We start from the raw sequence: 18,643 nt of genomic DNA, 5'->3' as shown, positions 1-18,643 counted from the left end.
CTCAGGCCATCTCGACCTCCACAATTCCCGGTATGGCTTTCATGGCACTGGCGACCTGTGGTCCAACGCGATAACGGTTCGGCAATTCGATTTCGACCTCGGATGCACCATTCTCCTTGATCAGGATCAGACTGACGACTTGGCCGTCGTTTTGTGGCACCAGATAGGGAGAAATGGCGGTCAATGGGTCGCTGGAACGCATATAAAGGCGCAGTGCCTTCTGCATACGCGTTGCCTCATCTTCGAGCGATTGGGCCGTCTGGATGCGCAGGCTGATGCCTTCCGGGCGGTCTTCGGCACCAACGGTGACCACAACGGAGCGACCGGGTTCAAGCAGGTCGCGGTACTGAGAGAGGGCTTCAGAAAAGAGTACCGCCTCGAATTGTCCTGAAGAATCAGAGAATTGGATGATTCCCATCTTGTTGCCGGTTTTGGTCTTGCGCTCCTGCTTGGCCGTAATTGTCCCGGCTAGACGCCCCGCATTGGCGCCACGTTTGACCGCCGCCGAAAACTCCGACCAGGTCTGGACGCGCATCTTTTCAAGCACCGCCCGGTACTCGTCGAGCGGATGCGCCGAGAGGTAGAACCCCGCCGCCTCGAATTCGCGCCGTAACTTCTCGGCCGAAAGCCAGGGCGCAGCCGCGGGGAGCTGGATGGTCTGGGCACTTGCGGCCATTCCTCCGAATATATCCGCCTGCCCGCTGATGCTGTCTTCCTGCGTGCGTTGTGCATGACCGATGATCCGGTCGAGCCCGGCAATTAGCGCAGGCCGTTCACGCCCGAAACAGTCGAATGCCCCAGCATTTATAAGGCTTTCGAAGACGCGGCGGTTGACGACACGCGGGTCGATCCGCTCGCAGAAATCCTCGAGGCCGGTGTAGGGCGTCGCACCGCGCTTCTCGACAATATGATCGACAGCTGCTTCGCCAACACCCTTGATGGCCGCCAGCGAATAGAAGATGCGGTTCTCGCCGACCTCGAACAAACGATACGACGTATTGACCGATGGAGTGACGACTTCGATGCCAAGACGTACCGCCTCCCGGCGGAAATCGTTGAGCTTGTCCGTATTGGACATGTCGTATGTCATTGATGCGGCAAGGAATTCTACCGGATAGTGGGCTTTCATGTAGGCCGTCTGAAACGACACGATTGCATAGGCCGCGGCGTGGGATTTGTTGAAACCGTAATCGGCGAACTTGGCGAGCAGGTCGAAGATGAAGTTGGCTTGCGGCTTGGTCACACCGCGCTCGACGGCACCATCAACGAACCGGACCCGCTGCATGTCCATTTCAGCTCGGATCTTCTTGCCCATGGCACGCCGGAGGAGATCGGCTTCGCCGAGCGTATAGCCCGACATTTCCTGCGCGATCTGCATCACCTGTTCCTGATAGATGATGACGCCTTGAGTCTCCTTGACGAGATGATCGATCTTCGGATGGATCGACGCCATCTCCTCATCGCCATTCTTGCGCGCGTTGTAGGTCGGAATGTTCTCCATCGGACCCGGCCGATAGAGCGCGACGAGAGCGATGATATCCTCGATCCGGTCGGGCCGCATGCCGATCAGCGCCTTGCGCATGCCGGTGCTTTCCACCTGGAACACCCCGACAGTCTCGCCGCGGGATAGCATCTCGTAAGTGGGCTTGTCATCGAAGGGCAGATTCGAAAGATCCATCGTGATGCCGCGCCGTTTGACGAGATTGACGGCGGTCTGCAGAACTGTCAGCGTTTTCAGACCAAGAAAATCGAATTTGACCAACCCGGCCTCTTCAACCATTTTCATGTTGAACTGCGTAACCGGCATATCCGAGCGCGGATCGCGATACATCGGTACAAGTTCCGACAACGGCCGGTCACCGATGACGATACCCGCCGCATGGGTCGAAGCATGGCGATAAAGCCCTTCCAGCTTCAAGGATATGTCGAGCAATCGCTCGACGACTGGCTCCTTGTCACGCTCCTCCCGCAGACGCGGCTCGTCTTCGATTGCCTTGGACAACGTCACAGGATTTGCAGGGTTTGCCGGCACCATTTTGGTCAGGCGGTCAACCTGACCATAGGGCATTTCCAATACACGCCCGACATCGCGCAATACGGCGCGGGCCTGAAGCGTACCGAAGGTTATGATCTGAGCTACCTGATCACGGCCGTATTTGCCCTGAACATAGCGAATAACCTCATCGCGGCGTTCCTGGCAGAAGTCGATATCAAAGTCCGGCATCGAGACGCGGTCCGGATTGAGAAAGCGCTCGAAGAGAAGAGAGAAACGCAGGGGATCGACATCGGTGATCGTCAGGGCATAGGCGACAAGTGACCCGGCGCCTGATCCACGTCCGGGACCGACTGGGATATCATGAGCTTTGGCCCACTTGATGAAGTCGGCAACGATAAGAAAGTAACCCGGATATTTCATCCGGGTGATGATGGAAATCTCGTATTCCAGCCGTTCCGAATATTGCTCGGCTGTATGGCCACCGGCTAGCCCCAAAGTCTGGATCCGCTGGGCAAGGCCTTCCCGCGCCTGACGGGCCAACTCATGGGCCTCGGCCTGCAAGGCCGCTTCCGGATCATCACTCTCGCCCGTAAAGCGCGGCAAAATCGGTGCACGGTTCTTGGGATAGTAGGAGCAGCGCAGTGCGATCTCGACAGTGTTCTCAACCGCCTCAGGCAGATCGGTAAACAGGTCCACCATCTCGTCTTCACTCTTGAGATAGTGGTCCGGCGTCAACCTGCGGCGATCGTCAATCGACAGGAGCGAGCCGGAGGCAATAGCCAAAAGTGCATCGTGCGCTTCATAATCAGCACTTTTGGAAAAAAATACGTCGTTCGTCGCGACGAGCGGCAGCTCCAGTTCGTAGGCAAGTTCAACCTGCGCTGCTTCCAACGCGCGATCGTAACCACGATGGCGCTGGAGCTCGACATAGAGCCGATCACCAAACAGCGATTTCAAATAGTTCAACCGTTGCCGTGCACGATCAATCCGATCGTCCTTGATCGATTTGGCGATGGGGCCTTCAGGACCACCAGACAAAGCGATGATACCGTCAGTACGGGCTTTGAGCCATGCCGACGTGATATGCACCGGATCACCAGCTGGCGTTTCCAGGTATGCGCGGCTGACAAGGCGCACGAGATTGGCATAACCTGCCTCGGTGGCCGCAAGAAGGACGAGCGGCGCCAGTCCCAACGCTTCGCGTCTGTTAGCGCTGCGGCTTTCCTCCGCTTGGTCATGAAAGGCGATATCAAGCTGACAGCCAATAATTGGCTGCAGACCTGCCTTCGAGCCTTTCTGGGCAAACTCCAGAGCCCCAAAAAGATTGTTAGTGTCCGTAATCGCAATCGCCGGTGCCTTGTTGGCAACTGCGAGATCAATGACTTTTGGGACCTGCAGGGCACCTTCAAGCAAGGAATACGCAGAATGGACTCGAAGGTGGACGAAGCGCAGCGTTTGTTTGCTTGCGACACCTAAACTTCCGTTGATCTGTCCATCTGCCAATTATTCTGTCTCCGAAAACTTCAACGGAGAAATTGATTCACCGCGCCGGTATAGTCCGACATGCGCGATGAAGTGTCCACCCGATTTGAGGTTTTTGCCTCCTTCGACAGTGGACGAAATGGGATCGCAGGATTTCCGATCTCAGCGACCCCTGATCCATCAGATTGCGCTGACCCACATTGCAAACGTCGCAATGAACAGGCTGACTGTAACGAATGACATAACATCCTGGAAAAGTTCGCTCATCGGTAAAACCCTTCTTCGTTGTCTGTATGTATGTCTTTTGTTCTATTTTTGTTCCAAAGTCAAGCCTATCCATCGCCCATTGGCGCTATGGTTTTCGAAATGTTAATGGAAAATGAAGGGGGCGCGATCAGAGGTTGGTGATTTTGCCGTCCTTGAGGGTCACCCGCCTGTCCATACGGCGCGCCAGCTCAAAATTATGAGTGGCGATCATGGCTGACAGCCCCGACTGTCTCACAAGCGCTTCAAGTGCTTCGAACACATAGGAAGATGTCACGGGATCGAGATTGCCTGTCGGTTCGTCAGCGAGGAGCACCAAGGGTGCGTTCGCCACAGCACGGGCAATAGCCACGCGCTGTTGCTCGCCGCCGGAAAGTTCGCTTGGACGGTGCGAAGCACGGGCGCCAACCTTCATGTAATCGAGTAGCTGCTGCGCGCGCTCGGATGCCACAGCTGGCTTCATGCCGCGAATTAGTTGCGGCATCATGACGTTCTCCAATGCCGTGAATTCCGGCAGAAGATGATGGAACTGATAGACAAAGCCGATGTCGTTTCGCCGTATGGCTGTACGCTCCTCATCGGAAAGGGAACCACAGGACCTGCCGTCGAGAACGACATCGCCGCTGTCTGGCCGCTCCAGCAATCCAGCCGTATGCAACAGTGTCGACTTGCCGGCCCCGGAAGGCGCGACAAGCGCCACCATCTCGCCCTTGCCAAGCGTAAAGCTGGCATCGTTGAGAATGACCAACTCACGGCCAATCTCGTCATAACGGCGGCCGACATTCATCAGCTGCAAAATTGGGCCTGCCACCATTTTATTCGTACCTCAAGGCTTCAACTGGATCGAGCTTGGCTGCGCGCCACGCGGGAAACAGCGTTGCCAGAAATGACAAGACCAATGCCATGAGGATGACCGAGAAGGTCTCGTTGAAATCCATTTTGGCGGGTAAGGTGCTCAAGAAATAGAGTTCAGGATTGAACAGCGTGGTTCCGGAAATCCAGGAAAAGAATTCTCTGATTCGTTCAACGTTGAGACATACAACGATGCCGAGAACCACACCTGCAATCGTTCCGGTCACACCGATCGCAGCGCCTGTCATAAGAAAGATGCGCAGGATCGAGTTTCGCGTCGCCCCCATGGTCCGAAGGATGGCAATGTCATGCCCCTTATCCTTCACGAGCATTATCAGCCCGGAGATGATATTGAGAGCCGCGACGAGCACGATCAGCGTCAGAATCATGAACATGACATTGCGCTCAACCTGAAGGGCGGAAAAGAACGTCTGATTGCGCTGACGCCAGTCGGTCAACAGGATCGACCGTTGCGCCGCATCCTCGATCGGTTTCTTCAACGCGTCGATATTGTCGGGATTATCGGCGAATATCTCGATCGATTGAACCTTGTTTTCCTGGTTGAAATAAAGCTGCGATTCATCGAGCGGCATAAGTACAATCGATGCGTCATACTCCGACATACCGATCTCGAATATGGCTGTAACCGGATAGGATTTGACACGCGGAGCCATGCCAAGCGGTGTCACATCCCCGTCCGGAGATATCAGGGTAAGTTTATCACCGAGACCGAGACCCATATTTTCAGCCATACGGGTTCCAATAGCGACGCCGCCAGCCGTGTTGAATCCCTGAAACGTACCTTGGCGCACGTTTTTGGAAACAAGCTGAAGTTTCGCAATGTCTTCCTCGCGTAGGCCGCGTACCAGGGCTCCGGCCCCTGCCCCGACATTGCCCTTGGCCAACACTTGTCCCTCGACAACCGGAATGGCAAAGGAGACACCGGGGACAGCGTCGACGCGTTTGATGACCGCATCGTAATCGTCGAAAGGCCGATCCATCGGCTGCATGATAACATGACCGTTGATGCCGAGGATGCGCGTCAAAAGTTCAGCGCGAAAGCCATTCATCACCGCCATCACGATGATCAAAGTCGCAACACCAAGCATGATCCCCGTAAACGAGAACCCGGCAATCACGGAAATGAACGTTTCCTTGCGCCGGGCGCGCAAATAGCGCCAGGCGATCATACGTTCATAGGCTGAGAACGGCTTGGAACCGTTCGGCGCGGTGACTGCCTTTTCGCTCATAAAATGCCTGCCTGAACGCCCGCGAGCTTGTTAAGCGCGGCTTCGATACTCAAGGACTCACGCTCGCCGGTCGCTCGATCCTTGATCTCGACCTCGCCCGCCGCGACACCGCGCGGACCGACGATGACCTGTGTCGGTAGACCAATCAGATCCATGGTGGCGAATTTGGCACCTGGGCGATCATCCGTATCGTCGAGCAGAGGTTCAAGGCCAGCATTTGTCAACGCATCATACAATTTGGTCGAAACGGTATCGCAGGCTGCGTCGCCAGGCTTCATGTTCACAATGCCCACACCGAATGGCGCGACGGCTTTCGGCCAGATAATGCCATTTTCATCATGCGACGCTTCAATGATCGCAGCGACCACGCGTGATGGCCCGATACCGTAGGAGCCCATTGAAACCGGATAGTCCTTGCCATCTGGTCCCGTTACTTTGGCGCCCATTGGTTCCGAATATTTTGTTCCAAAGTGGAAAATATGGCCCACTTCGATGCCGCGAGCCGCGAGTTGCTCCGAAGCACCGACCTTCGCCCAAGCGGCCTCGTCATGCATTTCGTCGGTGGCAGCATAGGGCGTGGTCCAACGCTTAACGATATCGGCAATCTGCGCGTCATCATTAAAGTCGGTATCGGGACCGGGCACGGGCAGATCGAGATAGGCACGATCGCAAAATACCTGGCTCTCGCCCGTATCGGCGAGGATGATGAATTCGTGGCTGAGGTCACCGCCAATCGGACCCGTATCGGCCCGCATGGGAATGACTTTGATACCCAGTCGCGAAAACGTGCGTAGATAGGCAACGAACATGCGATTGTATGCCGCTTTCGCACCCTCAAAATCCAAATCGAAAGAATAGGCATCCTTCATCAGGAATTCGCGCGACCGCATGACCCCGAAACGCGGACGCCGCTCATCGCGGAATTTCCACTGGATATGATAAAGGTTAAGCGGCAAGTCTTTGTAAGATCTGACGTAAGCGCGGAAAATCTCGGTGATCATCTCCTCATTCGTCGGACCAAAGAGCATGTCGCGATCACCGCGATCCTTAATGCGCAACATCTCGTCGCCATAGGCGTCATAACGTCCGCTTTCCCTCCAAAGATCCGCAGACTGGATTGTCGGCATGAGAAGCTCAATCGCACCGGAACGGTTCTGCTCCTCGCGAACAATTGCGCTCACCTTGTTCAGAACCCGCAGACCTGCCGGCAACCAGGCATAGATGCCCGCCGATTCCTGGCGTATCAGACCGGCACGCAACATCAGGCGGTGGGAGACGATTTCCGCCTCCTTGGGGTTTTCTTTCAGAATGGGTAACAGGTAACGGGAAAGCCGCATGGAGAATCACCAAATTGAACATCGCCTGAGTGCTTTAAGAATCAGGCAAAACCAAGTGCAAAGTGATGTTTCTTTACCGGCTTCCCGGTGGATTGGGAACCCGTGACGCCAAATGAAACGGGCAGTTATTTATAGGAGATTCACCGCCTTGCTGGATTTGTAAGCAAAAAATGACAAGAACGAATATTTTTCGTGACATTTCGCAGGCAGTCCGCTATTTTTTTAATCATAAGGAGAAAGTAAGAATATTTCTGCTTTCCTACGCGGTCAAAGTCTTGGGAGGATGTGACCTAGGCGCGGTTTTCCGCAGCCGCCACGCAAGTGGATTTGGTCAGACGCGATCTTTAAAATGCAAGGTGAAAGCCTTGCATTTTTTTTGTCTGTTTTTTTGAATCAACACGTTGCTGTATTTTCCTCAAGTAACATATCATTTGCCTGCTGACGCTTCGGCTTCCAACACTTCGTCATGAATGGAATTCCAACAAAGACCACGTTGGATTCTACGCACTGGCAGCGCATCCAATTTCATTAGCAAGCTAATTTGATTTTGTTCGTGGCGTGTCGCTCTGACGGGCGAAATTTAGTCCAGCTGCGGGAAAAAAACCGGCAGATCGTTTACGCCGTAACCCAGCACCTCATTCACGACATAGAAGATGGCAAATATGATAGTGGCCACGATCGTCGTCAGCAGGAAAACCCGGCCCATGCGGTGCTTGTGCGGTGCGCTGGGCGTTGTTCCCAGCGTCACATCATCTTCGTCAGCTTGCGTGCGAAGGCCAATCGGCAGCATTGTGAAAAGAGTGAGCCACCAAAATATGAAATACACCGCCATTGCCGTCGCGATTGGCATTCTTATTCTTGCTCCAGTTCAATCAGCGTTCCGCCAAAATCCTTCGGGTGAAGAAAGATAACGGGCTTGCCGTGCGCGCCGATCTTCGGTCCGCCGTCACCAAGAATGCGCGCACCCTGCTTTATTAACCGATCGCGCGCCGCGTGGATATCGGGCACTTCGTAGCAGACATGGTGCATACCGCCCGACGGGTTTTTCGCCAGGAAAGCGGCAATGGGCGAGTCCGCACCCAAAGGTTCCAACAATTCGATCTTGGTATTGCCAACATCGATGAAGACAACGGTGACACCATGTTCCGGCAATGCTTGTGGCTGGGTCAGTTTTGCACCAAGTGTATCGCGATAGATCACGGACGCGGCCTCCAGGTCCGGCACGGCGATCGCGACATGATTGAGACGTCCCAGCATGGGCGTTTCCTTATGGGCGGGTGACGAAAACCGTAACCACGGGCTTTTTTCCCCAGACCTCATTGGCTGCGGCGCGAACTGCCCGGCGTACTGCTTCGCGCACCATGGCAATATCCTTGCGTTTTTCGCGCGGAATACTTTGCACCGCGCTCACCGCTGCATCGTACAGCAGATCCTCGAGCAGCTCACCTTCGGCATCATTTTCCGGAAGCCCGATCGGAACAATTTCAGGGTCCTCCAGGATGTTGAATTTCTCGTCAAGCAGCATCGAAACCGCAACATGTCCGACATAGGAAAGCTTGCGGCGGTCAACGATGCCAACCTCTTCCTCGTCACCGATCAGCTTACCGTCCTTGTACCAGCGGCCAATCGGAGCCTGGTCAATGATTTCTGCCCTGCCCGGCGCAAGACGCAGTACGTCACCGTTGCGCACCTGCGGCACTTCCGGAATTCCTGCCATCGCCGCCAGCGACCCCTGTCCAACCAGATGCGCGGCTTCGCCGTGTACAGGTACGAGGATGCGCGGGCGCACCCACTCGTACATGCGCTTCAATTCATTGCGGCGTGGATGACCGGAGACGTGCACCAATTGATCGCCATCGGAAATGATGTGGATGCCCTGCTCGATCAAGAGGTTTTTCGTGTCGATAATCGGCTTTTCGTTGCCGGGAATCGGACGCGAAGAATAAATCACCGTATCGCCAGCCGATAATGCAACGTTTCGCATTTCGTCGCGCGCAAGCTTGGCAAGCGCCGCGCGCGGCTCGCCCTGGCTGCCAGTCAAGATGATCACCATGTTTTCGCGCGGAACGTAGCCGTAGTCGTCCTCGGACAGAAATTCGGGAACGCCATCGAGATAGCCGAGCTCGCTTGCTACATCGATCATCCGCTTCATTGACCGCCCAAGAACCAGCGTTTGTCTGCCGGCATCGCGCGCCGCCAAGGCTATCGAGCGAATGCGCCCGACATTCGATGAGAAAGTCGTTATCGCAACGCGGCCGCGGGCATTCTCAATGATCTCACGCAAGCTTTCGCCCACCTCGCGCTCGGACGGGGACTCGCCATCGCGCAAAGCATTGGTGGAATCGCACATCATCGCGAGCACGCCCTCGTCGCCAAGCGCGCGAAACCGCGCTCCGTTGATGAGCGGTCCGAGCGATGGTTCCGGATCCATCTTCCAGTCGCCGGTATGAATTACGGTGCCCAGTGGTGTCTTGATAGCCAGCGAAACGGGCTCGGGAATGGAATGGGTAACGGCAATCGCCTCGAACTCGAATGGACCAACGTTAAAGGTCTCACCCGCACGGTAAATGGTTACTGGAATGTTCGGCGCACCAGGTTCCGACTGGCGCTTGGCAGCAAGCAGGCCCGCCGCGAAGGGCGTCGCATAAACGGGAACGTTCAGTAACGGCCAAAGGTCAAGCAACGCACCGTAGTGATCCTCGTGGGCATGCGTAATGACAATGCCCCTTAGATTGTGGCGTTCCGCTTGCAAAAAACGAATATCCGGCAACACCAGATCAGCGCCTGGCAGATCCGGGCCGGCGAAGCTCACGCCCATGTCGACTACGACCCATTCACGTTTGTGCGCAGGACCGTAGCCATACATAGCCAGGTTCATCCCGATCTCGCCGACACCGCCTAGCGGCAGGAAAACAAGTTCTGCTTGATCGGAACTAGCCATTTATACCCCTGAACTAAAATCTACTCAGCGCGCGCCGACGCGACTGCGCCAAAATGAACGTCGCCAGCGGCAATCTTTACCCGTTCGCCTTCATTGTCGCGAATGACAAAGCGGCAGTCTTCGTCGATAGTCTCGAATATACCACGCAGCACCGCTCCGTCGACTCGGACGGCAACTTCGCTGCCGACGCCTGCCGCCCTTGCAAGCCAGCGCTTGCGAATCTCCGCCAGCCCTCGGCCGTCGCTCCAGATTCTGCTGTTTTCATCCCACGCATCGGACAACGCCAGAAAAAGTGTATCCGCGTCGCAATTTGCTCCAAGCTTCACCAACGAAGTAGCTGGATAGGGAACATCCTCAGGGTAGACGACTACGTTGACACCGATACCAACAACAATCGCCAAGCGATTGTCTGGCAGTTGTGTCGATTCCAAAAGAATGCCGGCAAGCTTCGCACCGTCTGCCAAGAGGTCATTTGGCCATTTCAGCTCAACTCGTAAAGCTGATTTGCCTCGCCCGGCATGCCCCGCTCCATCGATGCCGACCTTGAATGCCGCCGCGGGACAAACAGCATCCAAGGCATCGGCAAGGGACAGCCCAGCGACGAAGCCAAGTGTCGCGGCGGTTTTCAGCTCGAAGTTTCCGGTCAGGAGCAGCGAAGCAGCAAGATTGCCATGTGAGGTCGCCCAGGCGCGTCCTCGCCTTCCGCGGCCGCTCTCCTGCTGTTTGGAGACGATCCAAAGTTTTCCGGGATCGCCCGCCTGCGCACGTTCCAACGCCACGGCGTTGGTCGAGCCGATCGTATCGAATGCCTCCAGCCGAAAGCCGTCTTGCTCTGCCAGAGGCGAAAGTGAGAATCCCATCGGGCTCCTAGAAAAACGTCTTGGCGGCGGCGTTAGCAAACGTGCTGACTGGGCCGCCCACCAGGACGTAGAATAGCACCAGCAGGCCGGATACTCCAAGGACCAGGCGCAACTCGCCTGCCATGGGTACGAACGCGCCCACCGGTTCGTCGAACCACATGATCTTGATGATGCGCAGATAGTAGAATGCACCGACGACCGACGCCACGATACCAATAATAGCCAGCGCATAAAGGTTGGCCTGCATGGCTGCAAGGAACGTATACCATTTGCCCCAGAACCCAGCGAGTGGCGGAATACCGGCCAACGAGAACATCAGGATCGTCAGGATAGTCGCCATGATCGGATTCGTCCGTGACAGACCGGCAAGATCGCCGATCAACTCGACATTGCCCTCCTTGCGACGCATGGCAAGAATGAAAGCGAACGTGCCAAGTGTAGTGACCAGATAGATCAGCATATAGATCGCAACGCCGCGGACACCCACCAGTGTACCGGCGGAGAGCCCGACAAGCGCATAGCCCATGTGGCTGATCGATGAATAGGCCATCAGACGCTTGATGTTCCGCTGGCCAATAGCGGCGAACGCGCCAAGGACCATGGATGCAATCGCAATAAACACGATAATCTGTTGCCAATCACGGGTGATAGGCTGGAAGGTCTCAACGGCAACACGGGTAAACAATGCCATGGCTGCCATTTTCGGCGCAGTCGCGAAGAAGGCGGTGACCGGCGTAGGCGCGCCCTCATAAACGTCCGGTGTCCACATGTGGAACGGTACCGCGGAAATCTTGAAGGCAAGACCCGCAAAGATAAACACGAGACCAAAGACAACGCCAAGCTGCCGTTCGGAACTGCTCAGTGCCTGTGCAATAGCTTCGAAACCGGTATGCCCTGTAAAGCCATACACCAAAGAAATCCCGTATAGGAGCATGCCCGAAGAGAGCGCCCCGAGAACGAAATATTTGAGGCCAGCTTCCGTCGAGCGTGCGCTATCACGGTTGATGGCAGCGACGACATAGAGTGCAAGCGACTGCAGTTCCAGGCCGAGATAGAGCGATAGTGTGTCATTGGCCGAAATCATCAGCATCATGCCGAGGGTCGCCAGAAGAGCCAAGACCGGGAATTCGAACTTGTCGAACTTCTCTGACTTGGCAAAACCAACCGACATGACAAGCGTCACTATAGATCCGACCAGGGTCAGGACCTTCATGAAGCGGGAGAAGGGATCGGTGACGAATGCACGACCGAAGACGTGACCGTCCTGCGGAAACAGAACGACAAGCGCCAGCGCTACGAGCAAGATTGCTACCGTTAGACTGTTGACAAGCGAATAGGCACGCTCTCCCGAGAACACACCGATCATCAGGAGCGCCAATGCACCCACCGTTATCAGGAGTTCAGGAGCCATAAGCGTCAGGTTGGCAATCATGTCGGTCTGCATCGGCCTTGGCCTCTTCCTGCTATTTCAACGCCAATGTGGCCGCTGACGAAAGTGCGTTATTATATTGATTGATCAGAGCGTGTACGGAGCTTGCCGTCGCATCAAAGATGGGCATCGGATACACGCCGTAGAAAATTGTCAGGATCACGAGCGGGTAGATCACTGCCTTTTCACGCGGTGACATATCCAGAAGCGACTTCAGACTTTCCTTGTCCAAGCTTCCGAATATAACGCGCCGATAGAGCCAGAGCGCATACGCCGCCGAGAAGATGACGCCGCTGGTTGCGAACAGGGCAACCCAAGTGTTGACTCGGAAAACGCCAAGCAATGTCAAGAACTCACCGATGAATCCCGACGTGCCGGGGAGACCAACGTTGGCCATGGTGAAGATCATGAACACGACCGCATATTTCGGCATGTTGTTGACAAGGCCACCATAGGCCGCGATCTCGCGCGTATGGGTTCTGTCGTAGACAATACCCACACAGAGAAACAGCGCGCTGGATACCAGGCCGTGCGAGAGCATCTGGAAGATCGCGCCTTGAATGCCCTGCTCGTTGGCTGCGAAGATGCCCATCGTGACATAGCCCATGTGGGCAACGGATGAGTAGGCAATCAGCTTCTTTATATCCTGCTGCGCCAGCGCAACAAGCGACGTGTAGATGATAGCGACGACTGAAAGCGTATAAATCAGCGGTGCAAAATCGGCCGATGCGATCGGAAACATCGGCAGCGAGAAACGAATGAACCCGTAACCACCAAGCTTCAACAGGATGCCGGCCAGAATGGCGGATGCCGCCGTCGGCGCTTCAACGTGGGCATCCGGCAACCATGTGTGCACCGGCCACATCGGCATCTTGACCGCAAACGAGGCGAAGAAGGCAAACCATAACCAAGTCTGCAGCGACGCCGGGAACTTGTAGGCAAGCAAGGTTGGAATATCCGTCGTACCGGCCTGCCAGTACATCGCCATGATGGCAAGTAGCATCAGCACCGAGCCGAGCAAGGTATAAAGGAAGAATTTGAAGCTGGCATAGACGCGTCTCTTACCACCCCAGACACCGATAATGATGAACATCGGCACGAGAACGGCTTCGAAAAACACGTAGAACAGCACGATATCGAGCGCACAGAACACGCCAATCATCAGCGTTTCGAGAACCAGAAACGCGATCATATACTCCTTGACCCGTGTCTGGATCGCTTCCCAGCTCGCCAGAATGCATAGCGGCATCAGGAACGTGGTTAGGATGACGAACAGCATTGAAATGCCGTCGACGCCCATGTGATAGGAAATTCCAGAGTCGAGCCAGTCAGCTTTCTCGACGAACTGAAAGCCGGCTTGGCCGTTGTCGAAATAGTACCAGATAGGCAATGACAACAGGAACGTAATGATCGTCGTCCACAGGGTCACATTGCGGATGTTGCGGCGCGCGGCATCGCTATCGTCCCGGATCATCAGGACAAGTAGAGCACCGACCAATGGCAGGAAGGTAACAGTCGAGAGTATTGGCCAGTCAGTCATCAGAAATTGCTCCCGAGCATCATCCACGTGACGAGTGCGGCGACCCCGATGAGCATCGCGAACGCATAATGATAAAGGTAACCGGACTGCAGGCGAACGACCCGGTTGGTGACGTCAACCACGCGCGCGGAGATTCCGTCCGGACCATGCCCGTCGATCAACCAGCCATCGCCCTGCTTCCACAGGAACCGGCCAAGGGCCTTGGTCGGACGCACGAACAGGAAGTCGTAAAGCTCATCAAAATACCACTTGTTGAGCAGGAACTGATAGAGGCCAGGATGCTGTGCAGCGAGCCGTCTCGGTGTCTCGGGCGAGCGAATATAGAAGTACCAGGCAACGATGAATCCAACTGCCATCGCGAGGAAGGGTGACATCGCCACCAGGAATGGCACGTGATGATGCTCTTCGAGGATTTCGTTTTCCGGCCCCGTGAAGATCGCTCCCTTCCAGAATTCCGCATACTCATGACCGAAGAAATACTCACGGAATATAACACCGGCGAACAGCGCGCCCGCAGCCAGAATGAACAATGGAACCAGCATGACATAGGGTGATTCATGCACATGATGCATCACGTCGTGGCTGGCGCGTGGCCTGCCGTGGAAGGTCATGAAAATCAGACGCCATGAATAGAAGCTGGTGAAGATCGCCGCTACGACAAGGAGAATGAAGGCGTAGCTTGCCATTGGGCTATGCGACGCGAATGCGGATTCGATAATCATGTCCTTCGAGAAGAACCCCGCCGTACCGATAAGTGTCCCTGGAATACCCAATCCTGTCAGGGCAACAGTCCCGACGATCATCATCCAGTAGGTTTTGGGGATCAACGTACGAAGACCGCCCATGTGGCGCATATCTTGCTCATCGGAAACAGCATGAATCACGGAACCTGCACCAAGGAACAGCAGCGCTTTAAAGAAAGCATGCGTGAACAGGTGGAAAATGCCAGCTCCGTAAGCACCAAGACCCAAGGCAACGAACATGTATCCGAGCTGCGAACAGGTCGAATAAGCGATCACGCGCTTGATATCGTTTTGCACGAGGCCAACCGTTGCGGCAAAGAAGGCTGTGGTTGCGCCGATGAATGTCACGAAAATCAAGGCAGTATGCGACAATTCAAAGATTGGCGACAAGCGGGCAACCATAAATACGCCGGCCGTGACCATGGTTGCTGCATGGATGAGCGCAGAAACCGGCGTCGGGCCTTCCATGGCGTCCGGCAACCAAGTGTGCAGGAGAAACTGCGCAGACTTACCCATCGCGCCCATAAAGAGCAGCAGGCAGGCAACAGTGATCGCGCCTTGTTTATCGAGCGTATAACCAAGAAAGTTCAGGACCGTCTGACCGCTCTCCGCAGCACCCTCTGCCGGGAGATATTGCGCAGCGGAAGCAAAAAGTGTGTCGAACTGAACCGTATCGAAAAGCACAAACAGCGAGAATATGCCGAGCAGGAAGCCAAAATCGCCGACGCGGTTGACCACGAAGGCCTTAATGGCCGCTGCATTTGCCGAAGGCTTCTTGAACCAAAAGCCGATCAGAAGATAGGACGCAAGGCCGACACCTTCCCAACCGAAGAACATCTGAACCAGATTATCGCCGGTCACCAGCATCAACATGGCGAAAGTGAATAATGAAAGATAGGCAAAGAAGCGTGGCCGATTCGGATCATGGTGCATGTAGCCGATTGAATAGGTATGGACCAGCGCCGAGACCGTGTTGACGACAACCAGCATTACCACGGTCAGTGTATCGATGCGGAGCGCCCAGTCGAAGCTCAACGAACCCGACTCGATCCAGTGCGCAACCGGAATCTTGAACGCCTCCCCATGACCAAATGCCACGGTCGCAAATGCAATCCAGGACAGGACCGCACATACGATCAACAAGCCGGTCGTAACATATTCGCTCGCCTTCGCACCGATCGATGAGCCGAAAAGGCCAGCAATCAAAAAGCCAAGGAGCGGAAGGAAGACAATCGCCAGATACAGCATGCCCCCGTCAACCTTTCATCATGTTGACGTCTTCCACCGCAATCGACCCGCGATTGCGATAGAACACGACGAGAATAGCAAGACCGATCGCTGCTTCTGCAGCGGCAACGGTCAAAACAAACAGTGCAAACACCTGGCCGACCAAATCGCCCAGAGCAGCGGAAAACGCTACGAAATTGAGGTTAACTGCAAGCAAGATCAATTCGACCGACATCAGAATGATGATGACGTTCTTCCTGTTAAGGAAGATGCCGAAGATGCCGAGCGTAAACAGCAGGGCAGAAACAGTCAGATAGTGTGCGATACCGATTTCCATCATGACACCTCTGTCAGGCCCTTGCCTGTTTCAACTTGTTTGACCTCGATGGCCGTTGCCGGCGTACGTGCGACCTGTTCTGAAACGTTCTGTCGCTTGATGTTCGGTTTGTGACGAAGCGTCAATACAATCGCGCCAATCATCGCAACCAGAAGAACGAGACCAGCAATCTGGAAGAAGTAAACGTAGTCTGTATAGAGAATGTCGCCGAGCGCCGCCGTATTGGTGCGCGTCGCTACGTCCGGCGTAGGCTGGAATGCCACCGTTCCCAGTTTCGGTGCAAAAACCGATCCGCCCAGAACGATAATCAGCTCAGCAGCAAGGATCAGACCGACAAGTGCGCCGATGGGTGCATACTGCAACGCGCCGCTTTTCAGTTCAGCGAAATCGACATCAAGCATCATGACAACGAAGAGGAACAGAACCGCGACCGCCCCAACATAAACGACCAAAAGGATCATCGCCAGGAACTCGGCGCCGGTCAAAAGGAACAAACCCGCCGCATTGAAAAATGCGAGGATCAAGAACAACACGGAGTGCACAGGATTGCGAGCCGCAATCACCATGAACGCACTGGCGACGGTTATGAAGGCGAAGAGATAAAAAAACGCCGCCGCGATACCTGTCAGCATGGGTTCCCCCGATTTCCATTCCGGCAGGGCTTTCCTGCCATTTCTAACTTCGTCTTACAGCAATTCCGGACGGGAAACCGGTTTCCACTTCCCAGAGATTGCTCTCATGCGATTCACGCGATTTCGACGCGTTCGCAGCCTCTTAGCCCATGTTCCGGTCCGATAGAAGCTATCGCCCCAAGGACACAAGCGCGCACGCATTTTCACCGGTAAGGCGCGTCCATCGCGATGTTGCGCGCCAGTTCCCGCTCCCAGCGATCGCCGTTAGCGAGGAGCCGGTCCTTATCGTAGTAAAGTTCCTCACGGCTCTCCGTGGCGAACTCGAAGTTCGGTCCCTCGACAATGGCATCTACTGGGCATGCCTCCTGGCAAAAGCCGCAATAGATGCACTTCACCATGTCGATGTCATAGCGCACGGTACGGCGGGTACCGTCATTACGGCGCGGGCCTGCTTCGATCGTGATGGCCTGTGCCGGGCAGATCGCTTCGCAGAGCTTGCAGGCAATGCAACGTTCTTCCCCGTTGGGATAGCGGCGCAGCGCATGCTCACCGCGAAAACGCGGGCTCAGCGGACCCTTCTCGTATGGATAATTCAAAGTGGCCTTCGGAGCAAAGAACTGCCGCATCGACAGAAAGAACGCCCCGACGAATTCTAGAAGCAGGAGGGATTTGGCAGCTTGTGCCAACGAACCGGTATTCGAACTCATGGCGTAAGACCCGTGATTTTAAGGAAGGCCGCCGTCGCGATGACCATGAAAAGCGAGATAGGCAGGAACACCTTCCAGCCAAGGCGCATCAATTGGTCATAGCGATAACGCGGAACGAATGCCTTCACCATGGCAAACATGAAGAAGCAGAAGAACAGCTTGAGCAGAAACCATACGACCCCGGGGACCCAGTTGAGGAACCACACATCAACCGGTGGCAGCCAACCGCCCAGGAACATGATCGTCGTCAGCGCACACATCAGTGTTATCGCAACGTATTCGCCAAGGAAGAACAACAGGAAGGCAGTAGACGAATATTCGATCATGTGACCGGCAACCAGTTCCGATTCCGCTTCAACGAGATCGAAGGGCGGACGGTTGGTTTCTGCCAGTGCCGAGATGAAGAAGATGATGAACATCGGGAACAGACCGAGCCAGTGCCAATCAAGAAATGAGCTTGGCAGCCCAACGATTGTGCCCAGGCCATCCCTCTGTGAATTGACGATGTCTGTCAGGTTCAATGAACCGACGCAAAGCAGAACAGTGACGATAACGAAACCAATAGAGACTTCGTATGACACCATCTGCGCTGCAGAGCGCAAGGCGCCGAGAAAAGGATACTTCGAATTCGACGCCCAGCCAGCCATGATCACGCCGTAAACTTCGAGCGAAGAAATGGCGAGGACATAAAGAATGCCGACGTTAACATTGGCGACCGCCCAGCCCTCGTTGACGGGGATAACCGCCCACGCTGCCATGGCAAGTACCGACGAAACCAGCGGCGCCAGCAGGAAAATTCCCTTGTTGGCGCCGGATGGGATGATCGGCTCCTTGACGACGAACTTCAGCAGATCGGCAAACGACTGCAGCAAACCGAATGGCCCAACAACGTTCGGGCCCCGGCGCAGCTGAACTGCTGCCCAGATCTTGCGATCCGCATAGAGCAGATAAGCGATGATCAGCAGCATTACGACCAGCAACAGAAGTGATTTTCCGAGGATGATCAGCAGCGGCAGGATATAGGTTGCGAAAATTTCTTCCATGTC

At 55.2% G+C, this 18,643-nt stretch carries 15 protein-coding genes; all 15 read right to left on the bottom strand.

All coding sequences use genetic code 11. The features are described from left to right. Window position 1: 1 nt before the first annotated feature. The gene (gene dnaE / locus J2X72_RS14325) at window positions 2–3,484 is read right to left on the bottom strand and encodes a DNA polymerase III subunit alpha (protein ID WP_310073061.1); all 3,483 of its coding nucleotides are present in this window, start codon (window positions 3,482–3,484) and stop codon (window positions 2–4) included. 388 nt (window positions 3,485–3,872) lie between these two features. Beyond that, the gene (locus tag J2X72_RS14320; protein ID WP_210002399.1) at window positions 3,873–4,556 is read right to left on the bottom strand and encodes an ABC transporter ATP-binding protein; all 684 of its coding nucleotides are present in this window, start codon (window positions 4,554–4,556) and stop codon (window positions 3,873–3,875) included. A gap of 1 nt (window position 4,557) precedes the next feature. Continuing rightward, entirely contained in the window at window positions 4,558–5,844 is a 1,287-nt protein-coding gene (locus J2X72_RS14315; RefSeq protein ID WP_310072896.1) for a lipoprotein-releasing ABC transporter permease subunit, read from the bottom strand. Continuing rightward, window positions 5,841–7,181 (bottom strand): proline--tRNA ligase, encoded by a 1,341-nt coding sequence (gene proS, locus J2X72_RS14310; RefSeq protein ID WP_310072893.1) that lies wholly within the window; start codon window positions 7,179–7,181, stop codon window positions 5,841–5,843. Before proS ends, J2X72_RS14315 begins: the two co-directional genes overlap by 4 nt. 580 nt (window positions 7,182–7,761) lie before the next feature. Then, window positions 7,762–8,031 carry a DUF1467 family protein gene (locus tag J2X72_RS14305; protein WP_112530905.1) on the bottom strand — a complete coding sequence of 90 codons (270 nt, stop codon included), beginning with the start codon at window positions 8,029–8,031 and terminating at the stop codon, window positions 7,762–7,764. A gap of 2 nt (window positions 8,032–8,033) precedes the next feature. After that, the gene (gene mce, locus J2X72_RS14300) at window positions 8,034–8,438 is read right to left on the bottom strand and encodes a methylmalonyl-CoA epimerase (protein WP_310072890.1); all 405 of its coding nucleotides are present in this window, start codon (window positions 8,436–8,438) and stop codon (window positions 8,034–8,036) included. A 10-nt stretch (window positions 8,439–8,448) separates the two neighbouring features. Next, window positions 8,449–10,122, bottom strand: a complete 1,674-nt coding sequence (locus tag J2X72_RS14295) for a ribonuclease J (RefSeq protein WP_310072888.1) — start codon at window positions 10,120–10,122, stop codon at window positions 8,449–8,451. 20 nt (window positions 10,123–10,142) lie between these two features. Beyond that, window positions 10,143–10,982, bottom strand: a complete 840-nt coding sequence (locus J2X72_RS14290; RefSeq protein ID WP_310072886.1) for a biotin--[acetyl-CoA-carboxylase] ligase — start codon at window positions 10,980–10,982, stop codon at window positions 10,143–10,145. A 7-nt stretch (window positions 10,983–10,989) separates the two neighbouring features. Beyond that, window positions 10,990–12,426 (bottom strand): NADH-quinone oxidoreductase subunit NuoN, encoded by a 1,437-nt coding sequence (gene nuoN, locus J2X72_RS14285; RefSeq protein WP_310072884.1) that lies wholly within the window; start codon window positions 12,424–12,426, stop codon window positions 10,990–10,992. Window positions 12,427–12,445: 19 nt separating this feature from the next. Continuing rightward, window positions 12,446–13,951: an NADH-quinone oxidoreductase subunit M gene (locus J2X72_RS14280; RefSeq protein WP_310072882.1), complete on the bottom strand. Its 1,506-nt coding sequence runs from the start codon at window positions 13,949–13,951 to the stop codon at window positions 12,446–12,448. Beyond that, window positions 13,951–15,942: an NADH-quinone oxidoreductase subunit L gene (nuoL, locus tag J2X72_RS14275; protein WP_210002379.1), complete on the bottom strand. Its 1,992-nt coding sequence runs from the start codon at window positions 15,940–15,942 to the stop codon at window positions 13,951–13,953. Before nuoL ends, J2X72_RS14280 begins: the two co-directional genes overlap by 1 nt. Window positions 15,943–15,949: 7 nt before the next feature. Next, a complete protein-coding gene (nuoK, locus tag J2X72_RS14270) occupies window positions 15,950–16,258 on the bottom strand; it encodes an NADH-quinone oxidoreductase subunit NuoK (protein WP_112530899.1) in 309 nt (102 codons plus the stop codon). Further along, complete coding sequence (locus tag J2X72_RS14265; RefSeq protein WP_112530898.1) at window positions 16,258–16,890, bottom strand: NADH-quinone oxidoreductase subunit J; 633 nt, start codon at window positions 16,888–16,890, stop codon at window positions 16,258–16,260. The genes nuoK and J2X72_RS14265 overlap by 1 nt, the downstream gene beginning before the upstream one ends. 203 nt (window positions 16,891–17,093) lie before the next feature. Beyond that, on the bottom strand, window positions 17,094–17,597 hold the full coding sequence (gene nuoI, locus J2X72_RS14260; protein WP_112530897.1) for an NADH-quinone oxidoreductase subunit NuoI: 504 nt from the start codon (window positions 17,595–17,597) through the stop codon (window positions 17,094–17,096). Further along, on the bottom strand, window positions 17,594–18,640 hold the full coding sequence (gene nuoH, locus J2X72_RS14255) for an NADH-quinone oxidoreductase subunit NuoH (RefSeq protein WP_310072878.1): 1,047 nt from the start codon (window positions 18,638–18,640) through the stop codon (window positions 17,594–17,596). Before nuoH ends, nuoI begins: the two co-directional genes overlap by 4 nt. Window positions 18,641–18,643 lie beyond the last annotated feature (3 nt).

This window comes from Phyllobacterium sp. 1468, from assembly GCF_031455525.1.
Lineage (GTDB): Bacteria > Pseudomonadota > Alphaproteobacteria > Rhizobiales > Rhizobiaceae > Phyllobacterium.
The sequence above is the reverse complement of the archived record's forward strand: the minus strand, read 5'-3'. Positions and strand labels throughout refer to the sequence as shown.